The sequence below is a fragment of the Nostoc sp. DedSLP04 genome (assembly GCF_034530775.1).
Lineage (GTDB): Bacteria > Cyanobacteriota > Cyanobacteriia > Cyanobacteriales > Nostocaceae > Nostoc.
In genome coordinates this window covers 61,129-79,092 of the sequence record NZ_JAVRCL010000024.1, presented here as the reverse complement: position 1 = coordinate 79,092, position 17,964 = coordinate 61,129, and the positions used below count along the sequence as shown (strand labels likewise).

At 39.9% G+C, this 17,964-nt stretch carries 16 protein-coding genes and 1 pseudogene; 11 read left to right on the top strand and 6 right to left on the bottom strand.

Going from position 1 to position 17,964, the window contains the following annotated elements; all coding sequences use genetic code 11:
* Window positions 1–214 precede the first annotated feature (214 nt).
* The 3 genes from RMX89_RS15870 to RMX89_RS15860 are packed head-to-tail and all read left to right on the top strand — an operon-like array spanning window position 215 to window position 2,138.
* On the top strand, window positions 215–1,201 hold the full coding sequence (locus RMX89_RS15870; protein WP_322689567.1) for a hypothetical protein: 987 nt from the start codon (window positions 215–217) through the stop codon (window positions 1,199–1,201).
* Entirely contained in the window at window positions 1,186–1,443 is a 258-nt protein-coding gene (locus tag RMX89_RS15865) for a hypothetical protein (RefSeq protein ID WP_322689566.1), read from the top strand. Before RMX89_RS15870 ends, RMX89_RS15865 begins: the two co-directional genes overlap by 16 nt.
* Window positions 1,431–2,138: a caspase family protein gene (locus RMX89_RS15860; RefSeq protein WP_322689584.1), complete on the top strand. Its 708-nt coding sequence runs from the start codon at window positions 1,431–1,433 to the stop codon at window positions 2,136–2,138. The genes RMX89_RS15865 and RMX89_RS15860 overlap by 13 nt, the downstream gene beginning before the upstream one ends.
* A gap of 407 nt (window positions 2,139–2,545) precedes the next feature.
* Here the strand turns inward: RMX89_RS15860 and RMX89_RS15855 are convergent, their stop codons facing one another.
* Window positions 2,546–3,634 carry an aromatic ring-hydroxylating dioxygenase subunit alpha gene (locus RMX89_RS15855; protein ID WP_322689565.1) on the bottom strand — a complete coding sequence of 363 codons (1,089 nt, stop codon included), beginning with the start codon at window positions 3,632–3,634 and terminating at the stop codon, window positions 2,546–2,548.
* Window positions 3,635–3,955: 321 nt separating this feature from the next.
* Here RMX89_RS15855 and RMX89_RS15850 point away from each other — a divergent pair, with 321 nt between their 5' ends.
* Window positions 3,956–4,381, top strand: coding sequence for a heavy metal-responsive transcriptional regulator (locus RMX89_RS15850; RefSeq protein ID WP_322672154.1), 426 nt, complete (start codon window positions 3,956–3,958; stop codon window positions 4,379–4,381).
* 6 nt (window positions 4,382–4,387) lie between these two features.
* Here RMX89_RS15850 and RMX89_RS15845 read toward each other — a convergent pair whose 3' ends face one another.
* The 3 genes from RMX89_RS15845 to RMX89_RS15835 form a co-directional block, all read right to left on the bottom strand.
* The gene (locus RMX89_RS15845; RefSeq protein WP_322689564.1) at window positions 4,388–4,615 is read right to left on the bottom strand and encodes a hypothetical protein; all 228 of its coding nucleotides are present in this window, start codon (window positions 4,613–4,615) and stop codon (window positions 4,388–4,390) included.
* Window positions 4,616–4,637: 22 nt separating this feature from the next.
* The gene (locus tag RMX89_RS15840) at window positions 4,638–6,932 is read right to left on the bottom strand and encodes a heavy metal translocating P-type ATPase (RefSeq protein ID WP_322689563.1); all 2,295 of its coding nucleotides are present in this window, start codon (window positions 6,930–6,932) and stop codon (window positions 4,638–4,640) included.
* 221 nt (window positions 6,933–7,153) lie between these two features.
* Window positions 7,154–7,348, bottom strand: coding sequence for a heavy-metal-associated domain-containing protein (locus RMX89_RS15835; protein WP_322672151.1), 195 nt, complete (start codon window positions 7,346–7,348; stop codon window positions 7,154–7,156).
* A gap of 427 nt (window positions 7,349–7,775) precedes the next feature.
* Between RMX89_RS15835 and RMX89_RS15830 the strand changes: the two genes are divergently transcribed.
* Window positions 7,776–9,188: an RtcB family protein gene (locus tag RMX89_RS15830; protein ID WP_416211987.1), complete on the top strand. Its 1,413-nt coding sequence runs from the start codon at window positions 7,776–7,778 to the stop codon at window positions 9,186–9,188.
* Between the two features lie 244 nt (window positions 9,189–9,432).
* Here RMX89_RS15830 and RMX89_RS15825 read toward each other — a convergent pair whose 3' ends face one another.
* Entirely contained in the window at window positions 9,433–9,669 is a 237-nt protein-coding gene (locus tag RMX89_RS15825) for a hypothetical protein (protein ID WP_322689561.1), read from the bottom strand.
* A 662-nt stretch (window positions 9,670–10,331) separates the two neighbouring features.
* On the opposite strand from RMX89_RS15825, the pseudogene RMX89_RS34520 reads away from it, so the two are divergent.
* Window positions 10,332–10,656: pseudogene (locus tag RMX89_RS34520) on the top strand (DUF1016 N-terminal domain-containing protein); the annotation flags it as partial.
* A complete protein-coding gene (locus RMX89_RS15815; RefSeq protein WP_416211986.1) occupies window positions 10,633–11,382 on the top strand; it encodes a PDDEXK nuclease domain-containing protein in 750 nt (249 codons plus the stop codon). The pseudogene RMX89_RS34520 and the gene RMX89_RS15815, both read left to right, overlap by 24 nt.
* Window positions 11,383–11,472: 90 nt before the next feature.
* On the opposite strand, the gene RMX89_RS15810 is transcribed toward RMX89_RS15815, so the two are convergent.
* Entirely contained in the window at window positions 11,473–11,808 is a 336-nt protein-coding gene (locus RMX89_RS15810; RefSeq protein ID WP_322672145.1) for a hypothetical protein, read from the bottom strand.
* Between the two features lie 360 nt (window positions 11,809–12,168).
* Between RMX89_RS15810 and RMX89_RS15805 the strand changes: the two genes are divergently transcribed.
* The 4 genes from RMX89_RS15805 to RMX89_RS15790 all read left to right on the top strand — a co-directional run bounded on the left by RMX89_RS15805 (window position 12,169) and on the right by RMX89_RS15790 (window position 17,869).
* A complete protein-coding gene (locus tag RMX89_RS15805) occupies window positions 12,169–12,417 on the top strand; it encodes a Rieske 2Fe-2S domain-containing protein (RefSeq protein ID WP_322689582.1) in 249 nt (82 codons plus the stop codon).
* A gap of 138 nt (window positions 12,418–12,555) precedes the next feature.
* Window positions 12,556–13,341, top strand: a complete 786-nt coding sequence (locus tag RMX89_RS15800) for an HAD family hydrolase (protein ID WP_322689559.1) — start codon at window positions 12,556–12,558, stop codon at window positions 13,339–13,341.
* Between the two features lie 170 nt (window positions 13,342–13,511).
* Entirely contained in the window at window positions 13,512–14,690 is a 1,179-nt protein-coding gene (locus RMX89_RS15795) for a DNA double-strand break repair nuclease NurA (protein ID WP_322689558.1), read from the top strand.
* Between the two features lie 485 nt (window positions 14,691–15,175).
* Window positions 15,176–17,869, top strand: coding sequence for a PAS domain S-box protein (locus tag RMX89_RS15790; RefSeq protein ID WP_322689557.1), 2,694 nt, complete (start codon window positions 15,176–15,178; stop codon window positions 17,867–17,869).
* Window positions 17,870–17,964 lie beyond the last annotated feature (95 nt).

The window sequence follows — 17,964 nt, the reverse complement described above, 5'->3', positions numbered from 1 at the left end:
CTGTTTGCTTGCTAGGGCGTAGAGTAACTATGAAGACGACGTTCTCATATTAAGTCTGGAACTGGTAAATTACTGACAGAAGAAATTACATAACTGACATCTCATGTTGCAATCATGTTTCAGCTATTGAAACCAAATACAGTAAACCAGATTGCTAGATGGATAATCTGGCTAGTCGTCTTGAGTAAAGATTATTGACTCAAAAAGTACCTGGATGTCTTCCGAGCAGCATCTACAGCACAAACGCCATGCACTACAGGAACATTATGACCTGCTAGCCGAGAAGTTAAAAAGGTTGCGTCGTGATTATGCGATCGCAGCAGACACTCTCATTCGCTTTCAACTAGAAAAGCAAATTGAACAAACTGAAGCTGAACTAAACGAATTGGATCAGCAGCTTGGTGATCTGGAACGAGCTTTATCTAGTGGAAGAGTGTATCGTGCTTTGTTGAAATTGGGCTATCGAGAGCAGACGCGAGCATTTCGGAGATTTATTGAGACTCATTCAGTAGCAGCCTTCCTAATCCACGGTTCACTTTACTATGGTCAACGGTGGTTGTTGAATCGGCTAGTAGTACAAAATGTTCCCAATATTATGACGGGAAAAGTTGTACGAATTGAACTCAGTCGGATTGCTCGGAGGAGTGACAGTGCTGCATTGTGGCGTGAACTTGGTGGTAGAGTTGGTCTAGGTAGGCAAAGCTCAATTCCTGAAATTGCCGAACGAGTTTATCAATGGTGGCGAACTCAGAATGTTTTATTAATTTTTTATGATGTCGATTGCCTTTCGGAAACTTTTTTGCAAGAGATGATCCGAGATTTCTGGTTACTATTAGCGACTAAAGTTAAGGCGGCTAGCCCGCAAGCGAGTCAATTCAAATTATTAATGTTCCTAGTAGATTATGATGGCTGCGTAGGTAATTGGAATATTCCTTTTGTAGAACGGCTCGACCCTACCTGGAAACCAGATAATCCTGTGAAACTACCTGAGATTAATCAATTTTCTGACGATGAACTGACTAACTGGCTAGAGTATGCAGCAGATGAATTGCCGACTAAACTAATAGATCAGTTAGATGAAACAGTACAAACAATATTGAAAAATAGTGATAATGGCATTCCAGAACCCGCATTGGGCGAAATTTGTCACCTGTCTGGCTGTAATTGGTATGACGAAGAGGAAAAATGGTTAAGGCTGTAGGGAGACAATTCTTGGAATATACAGGTAAAATCCAGCCCCAACTAGGAGAAAGGGGGGCGAATGGACAGTTGTTATATCCCTATTTGCCTAATCCTGAACTGGTAGAAGCAGTCAACTTGGCGATTTACTTGGAACGACCGTTATTGCTGAAGGGAGAACCAGGATGCGGTAAGACTCTACTTTCCTTGTACCATTCGGCTATGACCCCAGTCAACGCGCAAACACAGCTATCTCAGGTGTAGAATTTACCCAAAAAATTGAAGCAATTACAGCGCGTAAACTCGTAGTTTTATTAGATTGCTGTCATGCAAGTGGCGTTCCAGCTTTGAAGGAACCAGGAGAAACCTTTGTAAAATCACCCTTACCGCCAGAACTGTTAAATGTGCTAGGAACAGGAAGCGGTCGAGTTGTAGTTGCTTCTTCGCGAGAAGATGAATATTCTTACACAGGTCAACCCTACAGTGCTTTTACAGATTGCTTGGTGGAAGCCTTGCAAGGTAAAGGAGCCGTGAATAAGGATGGATATGCACGTATTCTTGATATTTTAGTTTACTTATTTCACCAAGTACCTAAAAGAGCATCAGGGCCGCAACACCCGTTTGTAAATAAAGTGCTGGATTTGGGCGATAATTTTCCCCTTTGTTATTACGCAGGTGGAAGTAAATTTTTATCTGGTGAAGCAGCAACTATTGAAACTAGTCCAGTTTCTACTAGCTTAACTCCTGGACAACGACGGCGATCGCAACAAAAACTAGACGCACTTCAGGCAGAGTTTGACATCCGCAGCGAGAAGTTAAGGCAGATGAAGAAAGCTTTGGCTATTGAGGCTGGTACGGCAGTCAAGTTTCAATTAGAACAGCAGCTTCTTGATGAAGAGGCAAAACTGGCATATCTTAACGATGAACTTGATAAACTTGAATCTGCATTACAATTATGAGACTTATGTAAATATACAGTTATTTAGTGCATATAAATTAGGATTTACTCACCTAGAAACAAGGAAAATAGAGATATTCAGTTAATTGGTGTTTGTTTATACTATTTCATTTTTTTGTAGTCGTTATACTCATAACTTAGGTTCTACCTGGGAATTAGGAAGTGGCTTTGCCACTTCTTTTTATTTATCTAGTAATCCAGTAAAAAAGTAACTTTGTTAAACTTTTAATTTTTATTAATTGTTATATCATCTCGGAAAATACTTGCTAGACATACATTGGTAGAGGCGTACATCTATACACCCCTACAAACGATTCATTTCTTGAAAAGATTGTTGACAATAGTTATAATGCGTGCATTTAATTGGCCAAGCAGTCTGACGAACTTTTGGTCATAATAAACATGGTGTTAGTCATTACTCATTGTATCTTCCCATCTCTCACGCTTGGGCTTGCTTTCCACATCGCGCGATCGCGCTTCTTGCCAAGTCCCCCACATTAGGGATTGCTGTTTTTCAACATGGTTAATAAACTGCATAATTGAGTAATCTGCTTTGATGGGAGTTTTCAAATCAAACTGAATTGTTTGAAGAATTTTGATGTCACCCATGAGAAAGTACTTAGCTGCAATCTTAGTCAGCCATAGCACAACTCGATTGCATAACCAACCAAAAACTCCTTTACGTTTTTTAGTCATCAACAGAACTTGACCTTCAGTTTTTCCGCCTTCGTGGAGGCGAACTGCAACCATCATGTGGACATGAAAGAAATCAGGCCCAAGTGTCACAATGCCAATGCTACCGAACCAATAGCAAATACTGTAAGTTATGACATTTTTGTAGAAAAGACGGATGAGCTTAATCAAAAAGAAATTGTCTTTGATGGGTGTAGTATTACTGAAGATAATCGCATTCTCGTTTAGTTCGTGTCTTTCAAAAATAATTTCTAGTGGCAATTGGTGAACTGTATTGAGGTGTTGAGCATCAATCGCATTAATCATCACCACATTAGGATGACAGTTCAGCAAGAAGTGGGAATGGATGGCGACATCACACTCTTTTTGCTCTAACTCTGGAACAAAAGGTAGAGGTTGCTGTGGTATTTCTCCAGTCCAAACCCAAATCATCCCGTACTTTTCAGCAGTGGGCCAAGTTTGTAACTTTAGGGAAGGTGGTACATCTAAACACGGAATATCAGTACACATTCCTTCAGCATCAAACTTCCAGTGGTGGAAAAAACAACGTAGTGCATTACCCTCAACTTTGCCTTCAGCAAGGTGAGCGCCCATGTGTGGACAGTAGGCATCTAAGGTAACTACTATTTTATCTTTACCACGGTAAATTACTAATTCTCTACCCAAAATCGTGACAGGTTTTACTTCACCCACCCGCAGATTTTGAGAGGGTATTACCCAATACCATCCCTCAATAAAACGCTCTGGATTATTGAAAATTTTAGGTTTACGGATTGAGCTAAAAGTCTGCGAGTTGAGATTCATTTTTATGGTTTCACTTGAAGTGAAGCAGTTAATCTAGAAGTAACATGGCAACTCCAAAAAAACAGTTACTTTCAGTACCATGAGAAACAGCTACCCATTAACAATTAAAAATTAACAATTAAAAATTAAAAATTAAAGACATTTCATATCTGGATTTAAACCCTGACTAGAATTGGTGCTACATGTAGATGTAGGGGTCTTAAGCCTTTTAATTTACGATAAAAAGTTCTAATACTGGTGATAATATTTCGCTTACCTCTCAAACCACTTGATGTTTAGCAAAATATGTAATAATATTTACAAGCCTTGGGAAAATCTACCATGTTAACTCAAGATAAAAAACTGCTTTTAATTGGTCAGGTAACAGATTTAACTGGAATACCCATCAGAACAATTCGTTATTACGAGAGTTTAGGTTTAATCAATTCATTAAGACGAACCGAGGGAGGCTTTCGCCAGTTTTCATTGGACGTGCTAACTCGTCTAGCATTCATTAAAAGGGCACAAAATCTTGGTCTTAGCCTAGAAGAGATTGGAAATATTCTTCAAGTTTATGACCAAGGGCAAACTCCCTGTGGTGAAATCAAAGAAAAGCTTGAAGATAAAGTCTTGCAGATCGATCGCCAAATCGATCAGCTGTTAACTTTGCGCTCTGAAATTAAGGGATTACTTTCAGGCTGGAAGAATATCAGCAACCATCATGAGAAGACTATTTGTCCGATTATTCAAAACACCTCTCAGGACTGACACTAATCAGGAATCAGGACTTTTATAGAGAAGAAACCACCACAACTCTAGTCCAATTAAGGCGAAACCTGCGATCGCAACACCAACTTTCAAGCCCAAAGGTTGCTCAATACTATGAAATTCGCTGTTTTGCTCTGGTGAATGGGCTGGCACTTCTGCTAATGTTACGCCTGATGTTCCTGCGAGCAGCACTAAAGCTGTAAGGCTTCCCCAAAGCGTTTTTTGAGTGAACATTTCCTAAATTACCCTACAATTATTAGATAGTTTTTGGTTGAAAGTTACGCAATCTGAGGGCATTGCTAACAACAGACAGCGAAGAAAGAGCCATCGCCGCGCCAGCGATTATTGGATTGAGTAACCAACCAAAGATGGGAAACAAAATTCCCGCCGCAATGGGAATACCAATGACGTTGTAAATAAAGGCAAAGAATAGATTTTGCCTAATGTTGTTGATGGTGGCGCGACTAAGTTGAATAGCCGTGACAATTCCTTGCAAATCGCCAGAAATTAGAGTGATATCGCTAGCTGCGATCGCCACATCTGTTCCTGTCCCAATAGCAATTCCTACATCAGCCTGTGCTAAGGCTGGGGCATCATTTATGCCATCACCTACCATTGCGACAATTTTAGATTTTGGATTTTGGATTTTGGATTTGGGAAATTTCTTTATCTCCCCTTGCAAAGATTGGATAATCGCTGCCTTTTGATCTGGACGCACTTCGGCAAAGATTCGCTGGATGCCAACTTGTCTTGCGATCGCTTCAGCAGTTTTACGATTATCTCCAGTAAGCATTACTACTTCTAAACCTAATTTCTGTAAAGCTTTCACTACTGCTGTTGATGAAGGTTTTAGGGCATCGGCAATACCCATTATTCCTTGTAGTTCGCCATCCACAGCAATCAAAATGACTGTTTTACCAGCAGCTTCCCAGGCATCTTTATACTGTTGGAGACTCATAGTGTTAATTCCAAGTTCGGTTAACCAACGTTGTGTACCAATTTGCACAAGCTGATTTGAAATAACTGCTTGGACACCACTACCTGCATTAGCCTGAAAGTTGTTTGCCTCTATTAAACTCACTTCTTGAGACTGGGCGTATTTCACAACCGCTTCAGCTAAAGGATGCTCAGAATTGCGTTCTACCGTTGCTGCTAACTGTAAAAGCTGGATTTCATTACCATTAGCCGTGCCATTGACTGTTACAAAGTCTGTAACTGTCGGTTTCCCTTGAGTCAAAGTGCCAGTTTTATCTAAAACGATGGTTTGAATTTTGTGTGCTAATTCTAAGCTGTCAGCACCTTTAATCAAAATGCCATTTTCTGCACCTTTGCCCGTCCCCACCATGACAGAAGTGGGAGTAGCTAAACCCAAAGCACAAGGACAAGCGATAATCAATACACCCACCGTTGTCATTGTTGCTAGGGTAAGGTTGCCCGTGAAATTAAACCAAATGATGAAAGTAGCGATCGCGATCGCAATCACAGCTGGTACAAACCATCCTGTAACTCGATCTGCCAAGCGCTGAATTGGTGCTTTAGAACCCTGTGCTTGTTGCACTAATTTGACAATTTGAGCCAAAAACGTATCATTTCCGACTCGTGTCACCCGAAACTGAAATGCACCCGCACCGTTAATCGTTGCCCCAATTACCTCATCTCCTGGCTGCTTTTTGACTGGCAAACTTTCACCCGTCACCATCGCTTCATCTACTGTCGAAGCGCCTGTAATCACTTCGCCATCTACCGGAATTTTTTCACCAGGACGCACCAAAATTACATCGTTGATTCTGACTTCGGCGATGGGAAGATCAATTTCTCTACCATCGCGAATGACTCTGGCATCTCTAGCTTGCAGTCCAATGAGTTTGCGGATGGCTTCAGAAGTTTGTCCCCTAGCGCGATTTTCCAGCAACCGCCCCAACAAAATTAAGGTAATGACAATGGCGGCTACTTCGTAATAAATATGAGGTATTAAGCCCTGAGCAATAAAAAATTTCGGGAAAACAGTGACAAAGAAAGAATATAAATATGCTGCGCTTGTGCCCAAAGCAATCAGCGTGTCCATCGTCGCTGTATGGCGCTTAAGGGATTTCCAGCCATTGCGGTAAAAAGATCCACCACACCAGAACACGACGGGTGTTGTCAGCAGTAATTGTATCCAAGGATTTTGTAAGAAACTTGGAATCAAGGGTAAATTTAGCCCAGTCATCATGGGCAACGACCCCAAAAATAGGAAAATGCTGATTACACCTCCCACCGCTACTTTGAGGGAGAGTTGGCGTTGTAATGCTTGCCTACTGGCAATCTCGGCATCATCTTCTTCAGTGAGCAATTCTTCCTGGAGTGAGTAGGAAGAGTATCCCGCAGCAGCGATCGCACTTTGGATTTTCTCTAAATTCGCTAGAGAGCGATCGTATTTGATGGTAGCTTGCTCGGCTCCAAAATTAACGTTGCAGTCAATTACCCCAGAAACAGAGCGAATTGCCTTTTCGATATTGTTGGCGCAAGCGGCGCAACTCATGCCTCGAAGTTTGAGTGTGAGAGTATCCATAACTAGATGAACCCCTGTAATTGGTGTGAGAGGAGCGTGAAGAAGGCAGGAGGCAGGAATATTATCTGTTGCTCTCAACTCCATCTAATTGCAAGCCACCAAATCATAAATTTTGATTAGGGACTTAACGCGGCAGGAGGCTCCAGAGAATTATTCCTTCTGCCTCCTGTCTGGTTGTTGAGCGTAGTCGAAACACCACCTCGTGCCTTTCTTGCTAAAAATTAAGCAACTGGATAACCCGCAGCAGCTAACGCTTCCTTAATTGCTGTTTCTGATGCTTGAGTTTCAACATTGACAAGCTTGGTTGTTGGATCGGCCTGAACGCTAGCATTGGCATCGACTGCCTGAAGTGTTTTGGTGATGGTGCTTGCACAAGCAGAACAAGCCATGTTGGGAACTGTGAGTTGGAGAGTCATAGATTTACGGGATAAAATGAACGGATGATTGAGACGTATCTCTCACACATTAGAAATAACTGGAAAGAGAGTCGCCTTGAATTTATCCTAGACTCTCTAGCCGGCTGGAGAGTCTAGAGATTTTTAAAAGTTTTTCGCCAAACTTCAAATTTATTTACAACTTTGGTTTGACTGAGTAACCGTTGCCCATCAAAAATACAACGTACTACAAAACACTTGTCATTTGATGAAACAGTGTGTTATTAAGGCTATATAACCACATTAGTCAGAATTAACTTGTTGTTTTGCCCACAGTTCTGGAAAAATGACCTTCTGCACTAATTGAGACGCGGCTGCTGAACCAAGTCTCCTCCTCTCTTCACAACAAGAGGTCTTTTTTAAGACCTTATTTGGAGTTTTCATGTAGCCAAAAAATCTTAAACGTCTCCTGCGTGCTTTAGAGCGACAAGGTTTAGATGTAACTTATAACAATCGCACTTATTCAGTTCGTTTAGTTAATTCTCCTGATGCTCCTGTAGCAGAAGTGTTGCTGCCAGAAGACTTCCCCGTAGAAGCTAAGGCATTGAAGCAGTTAGCAAATTTAGCAAGCGTCCGTCACCCGTCAGGTGGATGCGTTTGTCGTGCCTGTGCTACGCCTGACTTTCACCCAGGTGATGCGGGTGTTGCCATTGGTTCAGTCGTAGAAACGGTGGGTCAAGTCATTCCTGGTGCTGTCGGTTCTGACATCAATTGTGGGATGCGCCTGCATGTTGTTGATTTGACAATCGACGAATTCCTGGCAAAGCGCGACCAATTCGTAGAACGGATGAAGGGGGATTACTTCTTCGGTACGCGTGATGTGACAATGACTGCTCAAGCAATGCGATCGCTATTTCAGTACGGAGTTCCCGGTTGGCTGGATGCCATGCTAGACGAGCCTACGGGGAGTGTAATCAAATCTGATTTGTCACAACTTGCCCAAGAGAGCGAACGCATTTTCTTAGATGGTTCAATGGATGGTGACTGGAAACTAGCGCCTGAAGAATTGGTTCCCGATGCTGGACTAGTACGCGATGGCGGACTGGCAACCATTGGCGGCGGCAATCATTTTGTCGAAGTGCAACGGGTTGATAAAGTTGAAAATCGCCCACTTGCCCACGCCTGGGGAGTGCGCGAGGGACAGCTAGCTTTTATGATTCACTCTGGTTCTCGAAACGTGGGTAAGTATATTGGGGGAATGTGGCGAGATAAAGCTAAGGCGACTTGGCAAAAAGGTCTAAAGTACCCTGATTCTCAGATTTTTCCTCTCTCTACTTCTTCTCACCCGGAACTAGTTGCCAGTTACCTACAAGCTGAGGCAACTGCTGCTAACTATGGCTTTATCAATCGCCTGCTGTTAGCGGAATTGCTACGTCTGCGTTTGCGGGAAGTATACAAAGATGTGGAAGCACCTTTAGTTTATGACTTGCCCCATAACATCACTTTACCAGAAGGTCAGGGATGGGTAACACGCAAGGGCGCTTGTCCTGCCCATATAGGACAACCAGTGATTATCCCTGGTTCGATGGGTGCTTATTCTTATCTGATGGTGGGTAGAGGGAATCCAGCATTTTGTAATTCGGCCTCACATGGGGCGGGAAGAATTCGTTCTCGGTTCGACCTCAGTCGCAAAGGTGCATCTCAAAGTCAGGCAGAACTGGGATTAACCGGAGTAGACTGCATCACCTTGCGTGAAGAACGCCGAATTGAGGAAGCACCTGCTGCCTACAAACCGATTCAGTCTGTGATTGATGTGCAAGTTGAGGCAGAAATGGTAAACGTTGTGGCGCGATTGAGTCCGGTGTTGACGTTTAAGGGGTAGCTGCCAAATAAAAAGCCCCTGGTGTTTACCAGGGGTATCCATCTTTATTCCCTCATTTAGAATCGCATCTGTGAAGCTATAGTAAATCCGTATTGATGCGATAATTGCATATTAATGATGATTATTTTGCAATTGGCGAGTTAGATCGGAATTTACTCAGTGGCATGGATGAGAGCGATGTCTACGACGGTCACTGAGCGCAGCCGAAGTGCGGGTTGCGCCTACGCTTTTTTGCAATCACCATTCAAAACATGGGATTGTGTTCATTATCCCAACACTTGCGATCGCTCCAATTTCTGCCAGTATGTTCGCATTCAGATGCATTATCTATCCAAGGAATCGATGTAGAGTGATACGAGTTTCCAATGGAAGCGAATAAGCTAGCACTGAATAAGGGTAATAATAAGGATAAAATTATCAATGTACCAATTGGTAGAGTGATTATATATCCAGTCAGCAGTAAAATGTTGCTATGAGTCAAAATAAATGTACCTATTTTATTGTTTTTTTGACGAGTTTTTAAACTGATTCTTGAATTCGAGAAATGCATAATGCAACCCTATTAATACCAGTTTATATAACAATCACATTTGATTTTTAAAAGCCAAGCTAACTGAGAGCAAGCCCGATCGGGTTTTGCTCTCAGTATATTTAGCAAAAATCAAATATGAGTCTTATATAAGTATGGATTTTTACGTAAAAATATTATTCAGGCTATACACTCTGATGTCAAAGGTACAAGTGACGACTTCTTAGAACCTTTAATTTTTCGGGGCTAAAAAAGGTTTTTAATAAAAAAATATTGAAGTTGTGGCGATCGCTCTTGCGTAAATTCTGGCAAATTCCACTCACATCCTGTTTAACCGATACAGCAAAAATACTGCCATAATGCTGGATACTTGTATACAGTAGGTTTCAAGTTGGTGAAGTACACAAACTAAGTCTATTACCCAGATAGAAAGAGTGTTTTACTTCTAAATTCTGCTGTATCTGTATCTGATACCAGAATTTGGTGTGATGGTGGCAGAATAAAAGTAGCACTAATTCTTTTTTATGCCTAGAGACGATAAATCCGAAACTTCACAAAAGAGTGCATCTGCGATCGTTTGGTTATGAAGGTTTTTTAACGAACTAAAAACGCGAATTTCTAGCGCTCAGTTACGAGTCGCAGTTGCAGTCAATAAAGAATTACTATTACTCTACTGGCAAATTGGGCGAGATATTCTGAATCGTCAACAGCAGCAGGGTTGGGGCGCAAAAGTTATCAATTGACTTGCAGAAAGCTTTTCCAGAAATGAAAGGCTTTTCGCTTCGCAACCTTAAATATATGCGAGCATTTGCCGAAGCTTATCCAGATGAGCAATTAGTGCAACAAGTTGTTGCATTAATTGCCTGGGGTCATAATGTTCGGATTTTGGATACTGTTAAAGACCAAACAGAACGCTTGTGGTATGTACAACAAACTATCCAGCATGGATGGAGTCGGAATATTTTAGTTCACCAGATTGAAAGCAAGTTGTATCATCGTCAGGGTAAAGCAACCACCAACTTTAACCGCACTTTACCTCAAGCACAATCAGAATTAGCACAGCAATTGTTGAAAGATCCCTACACTTTTGATTTTCTCAATTTAGGAGAAGATTTTCTGGAACGTGATTTGGAACGTGCTTTAATCAAACACATCCGCGATTTTTTAATAGAGTTAGGAGTTGGTTTTGCTTTTGTAGGTAGTCAATACCATCTTGAAGTTGGGGGTGAAGATTTTTATATCGATTTATTGTTTTACCACTTGCGTTTACGCTGCTATGTAGTGATTGACCTGAAAGTTGAAGAGTTCAAGCCAAAGTATTCCGGCAAGATGAATTTCTATGTTAGCGCGGTGGATGATTTATTGAGACACCCAGACGATCAGCCTACTATTGGAATGATTCTATGCAAGAGTAAAAATAAGGTAATTGCCGAATATTCTCTCCGAGATATGCATAAGCCAATTGGTGTCTCTGTGTATCAGCTAAAAGATATTTTGCCAGAGGCTTTGCAAGGTAATTTGCCAACAATCGAGCAGTTAGAAGCTGAATTGGAAACGATTACTAAAATTGAATTAGGACTCGGTTTAGGTGCAAAATTTGAGGGGAAAATAATTGATCCACTTGGAGAAACAGTAGATGAGCAAAACGAAATCAAGCAAGACTAACTTGACCAAACAAAACGTGGTCAGCGCGAGACGCAAAGAAGCAGAGAGTATTTGATAACTTCTCTGCGTCTGTGCGTATTTAATAGACAACTACCACCAAACTCGATTTCCATTTTCGTCAACTCGTGCTTCCCGAATCATGTCGGAAATTTCTTCAGCATCTTTAACGTGGTGGAGTGCCTTTTTTTCACCATCAGGTTCATCCACAACGAAGTAAGTTGGTACTGTGATTTTGTCGCCTGTAATATCTGGTACATCATCAACAGCTGCCTGTTTAGCCTTCTCTTCAACTGATTGAGGCTTATCAGAAATTCTATCTCCTGGATTCGCGGTTAAGTTTCTTTCGTTCACATCTGGCTTTTCACGAGAATCCCGATCTTCGCCTACTGGTTGATTAATTTGATTTTCTTGATTTTTATCACTCATGGCGCTTTCAGTTATTCAAAAATGGAACTCGACTAACAACAGCTTAAAAAATTAAAGACATAAAGAGTTCTTTCTCTGGAGAGAGTTTGAGAAGATATTTTGAAGAATTTTTTTTTAAGGAGCATATCTGAGGTTATAGTTTAGCTCTGAGGTTTATAAATAACCTCCTACTCCAGAAATAAATAATAATTAAAAATTACAGTTTAGGCGCAACTCTTAAAAAACTAATTTTATGAAAATCAACCCACAGTAAACACAAATGTATATTAATATTAATGCGATCGCACCGTAGTATATTAGTAGACCTTTGTGGCTAAATCCAATCATCATGGAAGATTATTCTACTAATGGTAAAATTATCTGATTATTCAAAACGGGCCACAGATTGCTGAGTACGCTATCAGTCCAATCTGTACCCATTTAGGATGTACAGTCAAGTGGGATCTTGAGAAGAATCACTTTATTTGTCCAAGTCATGGATCTCAATACGATTCTCAAGGCCGAGTTGTTCGTGGGCCAGCTAAACGCTCTCTACCACTAATCACCGTAGTAGTCAAGCAAAATCAAATTCGTTTAGTCGATCGCAAACCTGCTGTAGATCCTCGTTAACCTACCATTAACAAATCAAATTTTACAATGCCACCACAGTTTTTCAGCAAATTTATGAATTATAAAAGACTAACAAAAATTACTGCATGATTTAAATTTGTCGGGTAAGCTGACAACAGCAGTTTTATTCTCAAACCAATGACCACAAGTAGTCCCCAAATTTTAGCCCTGGACTTTGATGGAGTGATTTGCGACGGATTAATTGAATATTTTGAGGTAGCATGGCGTACCTACTGTGAAATTTGGTCTTCTGCTAACGACACACCGCCAGATGATTTGGCTTTAAGATTCTATCGACTAAGACCTGTTATTGAAACAGGTTGGGAAATGCCCATTTTAATTAAAGCCTTGATAGATGGAATTTCTGACGAAAAGATTCTTCATGAATGGGGGAGCATTGCCCCACAAATTTTGTTAAACGATCGGCTTCAAGCAAGAGAAATTGGTGTAAAACTAGATAACCAACGAGATGAATGGATTACCACGGATTTAAGTGGTTGGCTGAGTCTGCATAGATTTTATCCGGCTGTAGTAGAAAAAATCAAATTAACTATCGACAGTGGAGTTAAGCTATACATTGTGACAACTAAAGAAGGGCGTTTTGTACAGCAGTTGTTACAACAAGAAGGAGTAAATTTACCACCAGAATCAATCTTTGGGAAAGAAGTTAAGCGTCCCAAATATGAAATTTTGCGAGAATTAATTCAGTCATCAGAAGACAAATCTGTTAGTCTCTGGTTTGTAGAAGATAGACTCAAGACATTACAATTAGTCCAACAGCAAGCAGACCTTGAAGATGTGAAACTTTTTCTTGCAGACTGGGGCTATAATACCCAAGTAGAACGAGAAGCTGCTCAAAACGATCCGCGAATTCAGTTGTTATCACTTTCTCAGTTTGCCAAAGATTTCTCAGCTTGGCTTTAATATATTAAATATCTAGTCAAAAAGAGATGTAGCAGTGCTACGTCTCTATAAAGATTTTGAATAATGCATATTTAATTTCTGACGTATTTATATAAATCACATATGTATTTTGTCAATTTAGGTGAAATAATAACTCACAAGTATTCACTCCTCACTTCGCACTTACTTTTATGCTTGACCTAACAAAACTGGCGCGACAAATGCAGGGTTTAAGTCAGCATCTTACCTTAGAAGCTGCTGCTAGTCGTCAGCGTTTAGAACTGGCACAACAACATTTAAAAAATGCTTACGAGTGTCAACAAGATTTAATCGATCGCCAGGAAAAATGGCGCGATCGCATTCTCTTTGCTAATGCTACCCCAATTGAGCCGCTAGAAACCTGCATCGATATCCCAGTTCCCCCAAAAATTCATACTGTCATCGCTACCGATGGTTCTCAAATTGCCCCCAACCATCATGAAATTGCTTACTGTTATCTGCTAAATATTGGCAGAGTCGTCTTGCACTACGGACAAAATCGCCATCCGCTACTCGATAGTTTACCAGAAGTATTTTATCGTCCAGAAGATTTATATATGTCTCGGCAATGGGGAATTAGAACCGAGGAATGGATGAGTTTTCGCCGCACTGCTTCCGAAACAACGGTGTTAGCAGAACTTGCGTGTGATGCAGCACAAGCGGAAACGCCAGCGCTAGCGATGGTAGATGGTTCGCTAATTTACTGGTTTTTAGAACAGTTGCCGATGGATGCACGCGATCGCATTTTACCCCCCATCCTAGAAGCTTGGCAGCAGATGCGTGATGCTCAAATTCCTTTAATGGGCTATCTTAGCGCCTCTCGCAGCATCGAAACAATGAACTTTTTACGGTTATTAGCTTGTCCCCATCCAGTGCCAGACTGTAAAACTTATTGCCCAAATCAGTTAGAAAAAGTAGCTTGTAAAATTTTTGAACAGTTGCGAGATACTTCTGTTTGGTCAACCCGACTCAAACCAGGACAACGCAGTACTCTGTGGCGCAGTAATTCTCCTATTCTCGAACTTTATGGCGATCAAACAATTTACTTTTGCTACGTCCACGTTGGCACCGAAATCGCCCGAATCGAAGTTCCGGTATGGGTAGCCGAGAATGCAACCATGTTAGACCAAGCACTGGGACTGATGTTAGCACAAGTGCAAAAAGGATATGGCTACCCTGTAGCGATCGCCGAAGCGCACAATCAAGCAGTGGTAAAAGGTGGCGATAAAGCGCGTTTCTTTGCTCTTCTCGAACAACAAATGATTAAAGCTGGTTTGAAAAACGTGGGAACTTCCTACAAAGAAGCCAGAAAGCGCGGGAGTATTGCTTAAAAATAATTTGTAATGACGCCCCTGCGGACGCTTGAATACTCGCTACCGCAACGCTTTCGCTAACGCTTAACGTAATTTATAATTCGTAATTGAATTCTTAACTACGAATTACGCTTTGTGGTACTAATGCCTTAGCTATTTAAGGACAATTACAAATAAAAATTCTGATTAATTCAGTTTACGTAACACTTCTTATTTTAAATTTTAAATCTAAATGTTTACTTTACAGCTTTTTAGGGAAAACTTTATTCAGTAGAGAATTAACTCGATAGCTAGCTAGTTTACTCAGTAGAAACTACTAGATACTTATTGGCTCTACATCAAGTTAATTACGTTTTTATTGGTCAGCTCAACAGTCTTGCTTAGAATTGACATTAGGTAAGTCTCTAGGTTGATATATTACATGAAAATGATCATTCAACTTCAATAAAACATATATTAACTTATTTAACATTTTTCAAAAAAGATTCATACCTAAAAAGCTGATGAAACTAGTTAAATATGAGTTCAAACAATTTGAAGAAAAATACTCTCGCTTTTTCTCACTTTCTCTAGATTTATTGTGTATTGCTAACTTTGATGGTTATTTTAAGTATTTAAATCCGGTATGGACAAAAATACTAGGTTGGTCAATTCAGGAACTTGTTGCTCAACCCTTTATCGAATTTGTTCATCCTGAAGACCGTGAATCCACTATTGTTGCAGCTGAAAAAATTGCACAATCTGTAGATGCAGTCAGCTTTGAAAACCGCTATCTTTGTCAGGATGGTTCTTACAAATGGCTGTCATGGAATGCGACTGCTTTCAGTGAAGAACAATTGATTTATGCAGTAGCTCGTGACATAACTCTTAATAAAGAGAATGAGATAGCTCTACAAAAATCTATCAAAGAATTAGAAGCTTTTAGATTTGCCTTAAATGCTCATTCACTGGTAGCTATTACTGATATAACTGGAAAAATAACCTATGTCAATGACCTATTTTGTGAAGTTTCTAAATATTCTTCAGAAGAACTTTTAGGGCAAGATCATCGGATTATCAATTCTGGATATCACACAAAAGAATTTTTTGCAAGTTTATGGAAAACTATTGCCCAAGGAAAAATCTGGAAAGGAGAAATTCAAAATAAAGCCAAGGATGGAACTTTTTATTGGGTTGATACTTTGATCGCCCCAATGTTGGGACAAGATGGAAAGCCCTATCAATATGTATCAATTCGTACAGATATTACACAGCGTAAGCTTTCAGAGTTAGCTTTATTGGAGCGATCGCGCTTGTCAGTTTTGAGTGCAGAAGTCAGTTTAGCTTTATCTCAAAGTGGCACGCTTCCAGAAATTCTGCAAAATTGTACAAATACTATTTCCCAATACCTTGATATCGGCTTCGTTTGTATCTGGACATTTGAACGCCAGACAAACCAGCTACAATTGCAAGCTGGCGTTCATTGCACAGAGATTACTTGTAGTGCTTTGAACGATACCCAAGATTTCCCAGAACATATTGCTTTAGTCAATAATATTATTGGCTTAATGATTCAAAACCATCAAGCTATTTTTAACCAAGAATTATCTGTTAATCATTCAGAAAAGCTTATAGAATCTACATTCTCAATTTCTCGATTTTCTGCTTATCCCTTAATAGTAGAGCAGCAAATAATCGGTATAATGGCTTTATTTAGCAAACAATTATTTACCGAACCAACTCATAATCTATTAAATTGGATTGCTAATAATATTGCTGTGGCTATTGACCGAATCTGGGCACGAGAAGAACTCCTCAGCCGTCGGGAAGCTTTGTTACTGCGTCTAGCTAGTCAAATTCGCAGTTCTCTTGACCTAGATATGATCCTAGAAACTGCTGTGAATGAAATTCGCAGCTTATTACAAATTGACCGTTGCTACTTTCTTTCTTATTTACCGCACCCATCCCAAGCAAGCCTAACTATTACCTATGAAGCACGAAACCCTAACTTAACAAGTATGTTAGGCAGTATTCCACTGCAAAAAAGCAATTTTTTAACTCAAAATCTTCTCTCTCAAGAGCTAATCTGCATCGAAAATATTAATAGTAAATCACAACTTGATTATGATATACAAGAACTTTTAACTGAGTTTGGCATCACATCTCAACTAATGCTACCAGTTAAAAGTAATTCTGGAGAAATTGGAGCAATTGTGTGCAGTCATTGTAGTGGCGATCGCATTTGGACTAACAGTGAAATTAACCTGTTACAAGCTGTTTGCGATCAACTAGCGATCGCTATCGATCATGCACAACTTTATACCCAAAGTCGCACTGCTACTTTAGAAGCTCAAACCCAAGCTGAAAAACTCACCGAAACCTTGCATAAATTGCAACAAACTCAATCTCAACTGATCCAAAACGAAAAAATGTCTAGCTTAGGGCAATTAGTCGCTGGAGTTGCTCATGAAATCAACAATCCAGTTAATTTTATTCATGGTAACTTAACCTTTGCTAATGAATACTTTCAAGAGATGTTAACTCTTTTGCACCTTTATCAGCAACATTATCCCCATCCGGAAGTAGAAATTGAAAATTTCGCTAAAAAAATTGATTTGGAATTTCTTACTAGTGACCTTTCTCAACTTCTATCATCGATGAATATGGGTACTAATCGTATTCGTGAAATTGTTTTAGGATTGCGAAATTTTTCTCGCCATGATGAAGCAGATAAAAAATTAGTTGACATTCACGAAGGAATTGAAAATACCTTATTAATTTTGCATCACCGTTGGAAAAATAACGGAATTGGCTTGGATATATCTATAGTGAAAGAATATGGTAATTTGCCTTTAGTTGATTGTTATGCTGGCCAGTTAAATCAAGTGTTTATGAATATTTTAACTAATGCGATCGATGCTTTAGAAGAGTCAATGGTCAAAATAAAAACAAATTATAAACCGCAAATTGTAATTCGTACTGAAATTTTAGAGAGTAAATTTGTTGTCATCCGAATTGCTGACAACGGATTAGGAATGGTAGAAGATATTAAAAAGCGGTTATTCGATCCATTTTTCACCACAAAACAGGTAGGTAAGGGAACAGGTTTAGGACTATCAATTAGCTACCAAATTATAGTAGAAAAACATGGTGGAATTTTGAATTGTCTATCAGAACCAGGAAAAGGCACAGAATTCTGGATTCAAATTCCAATTTAAAACTTTTGAAGACTGGAAAAATCTTAAATTATGATTTGCGATCGCTCCAAAAGTTAATTAAAAAATAGCTGCTTTTAAAGAGTTCCGAATTATAT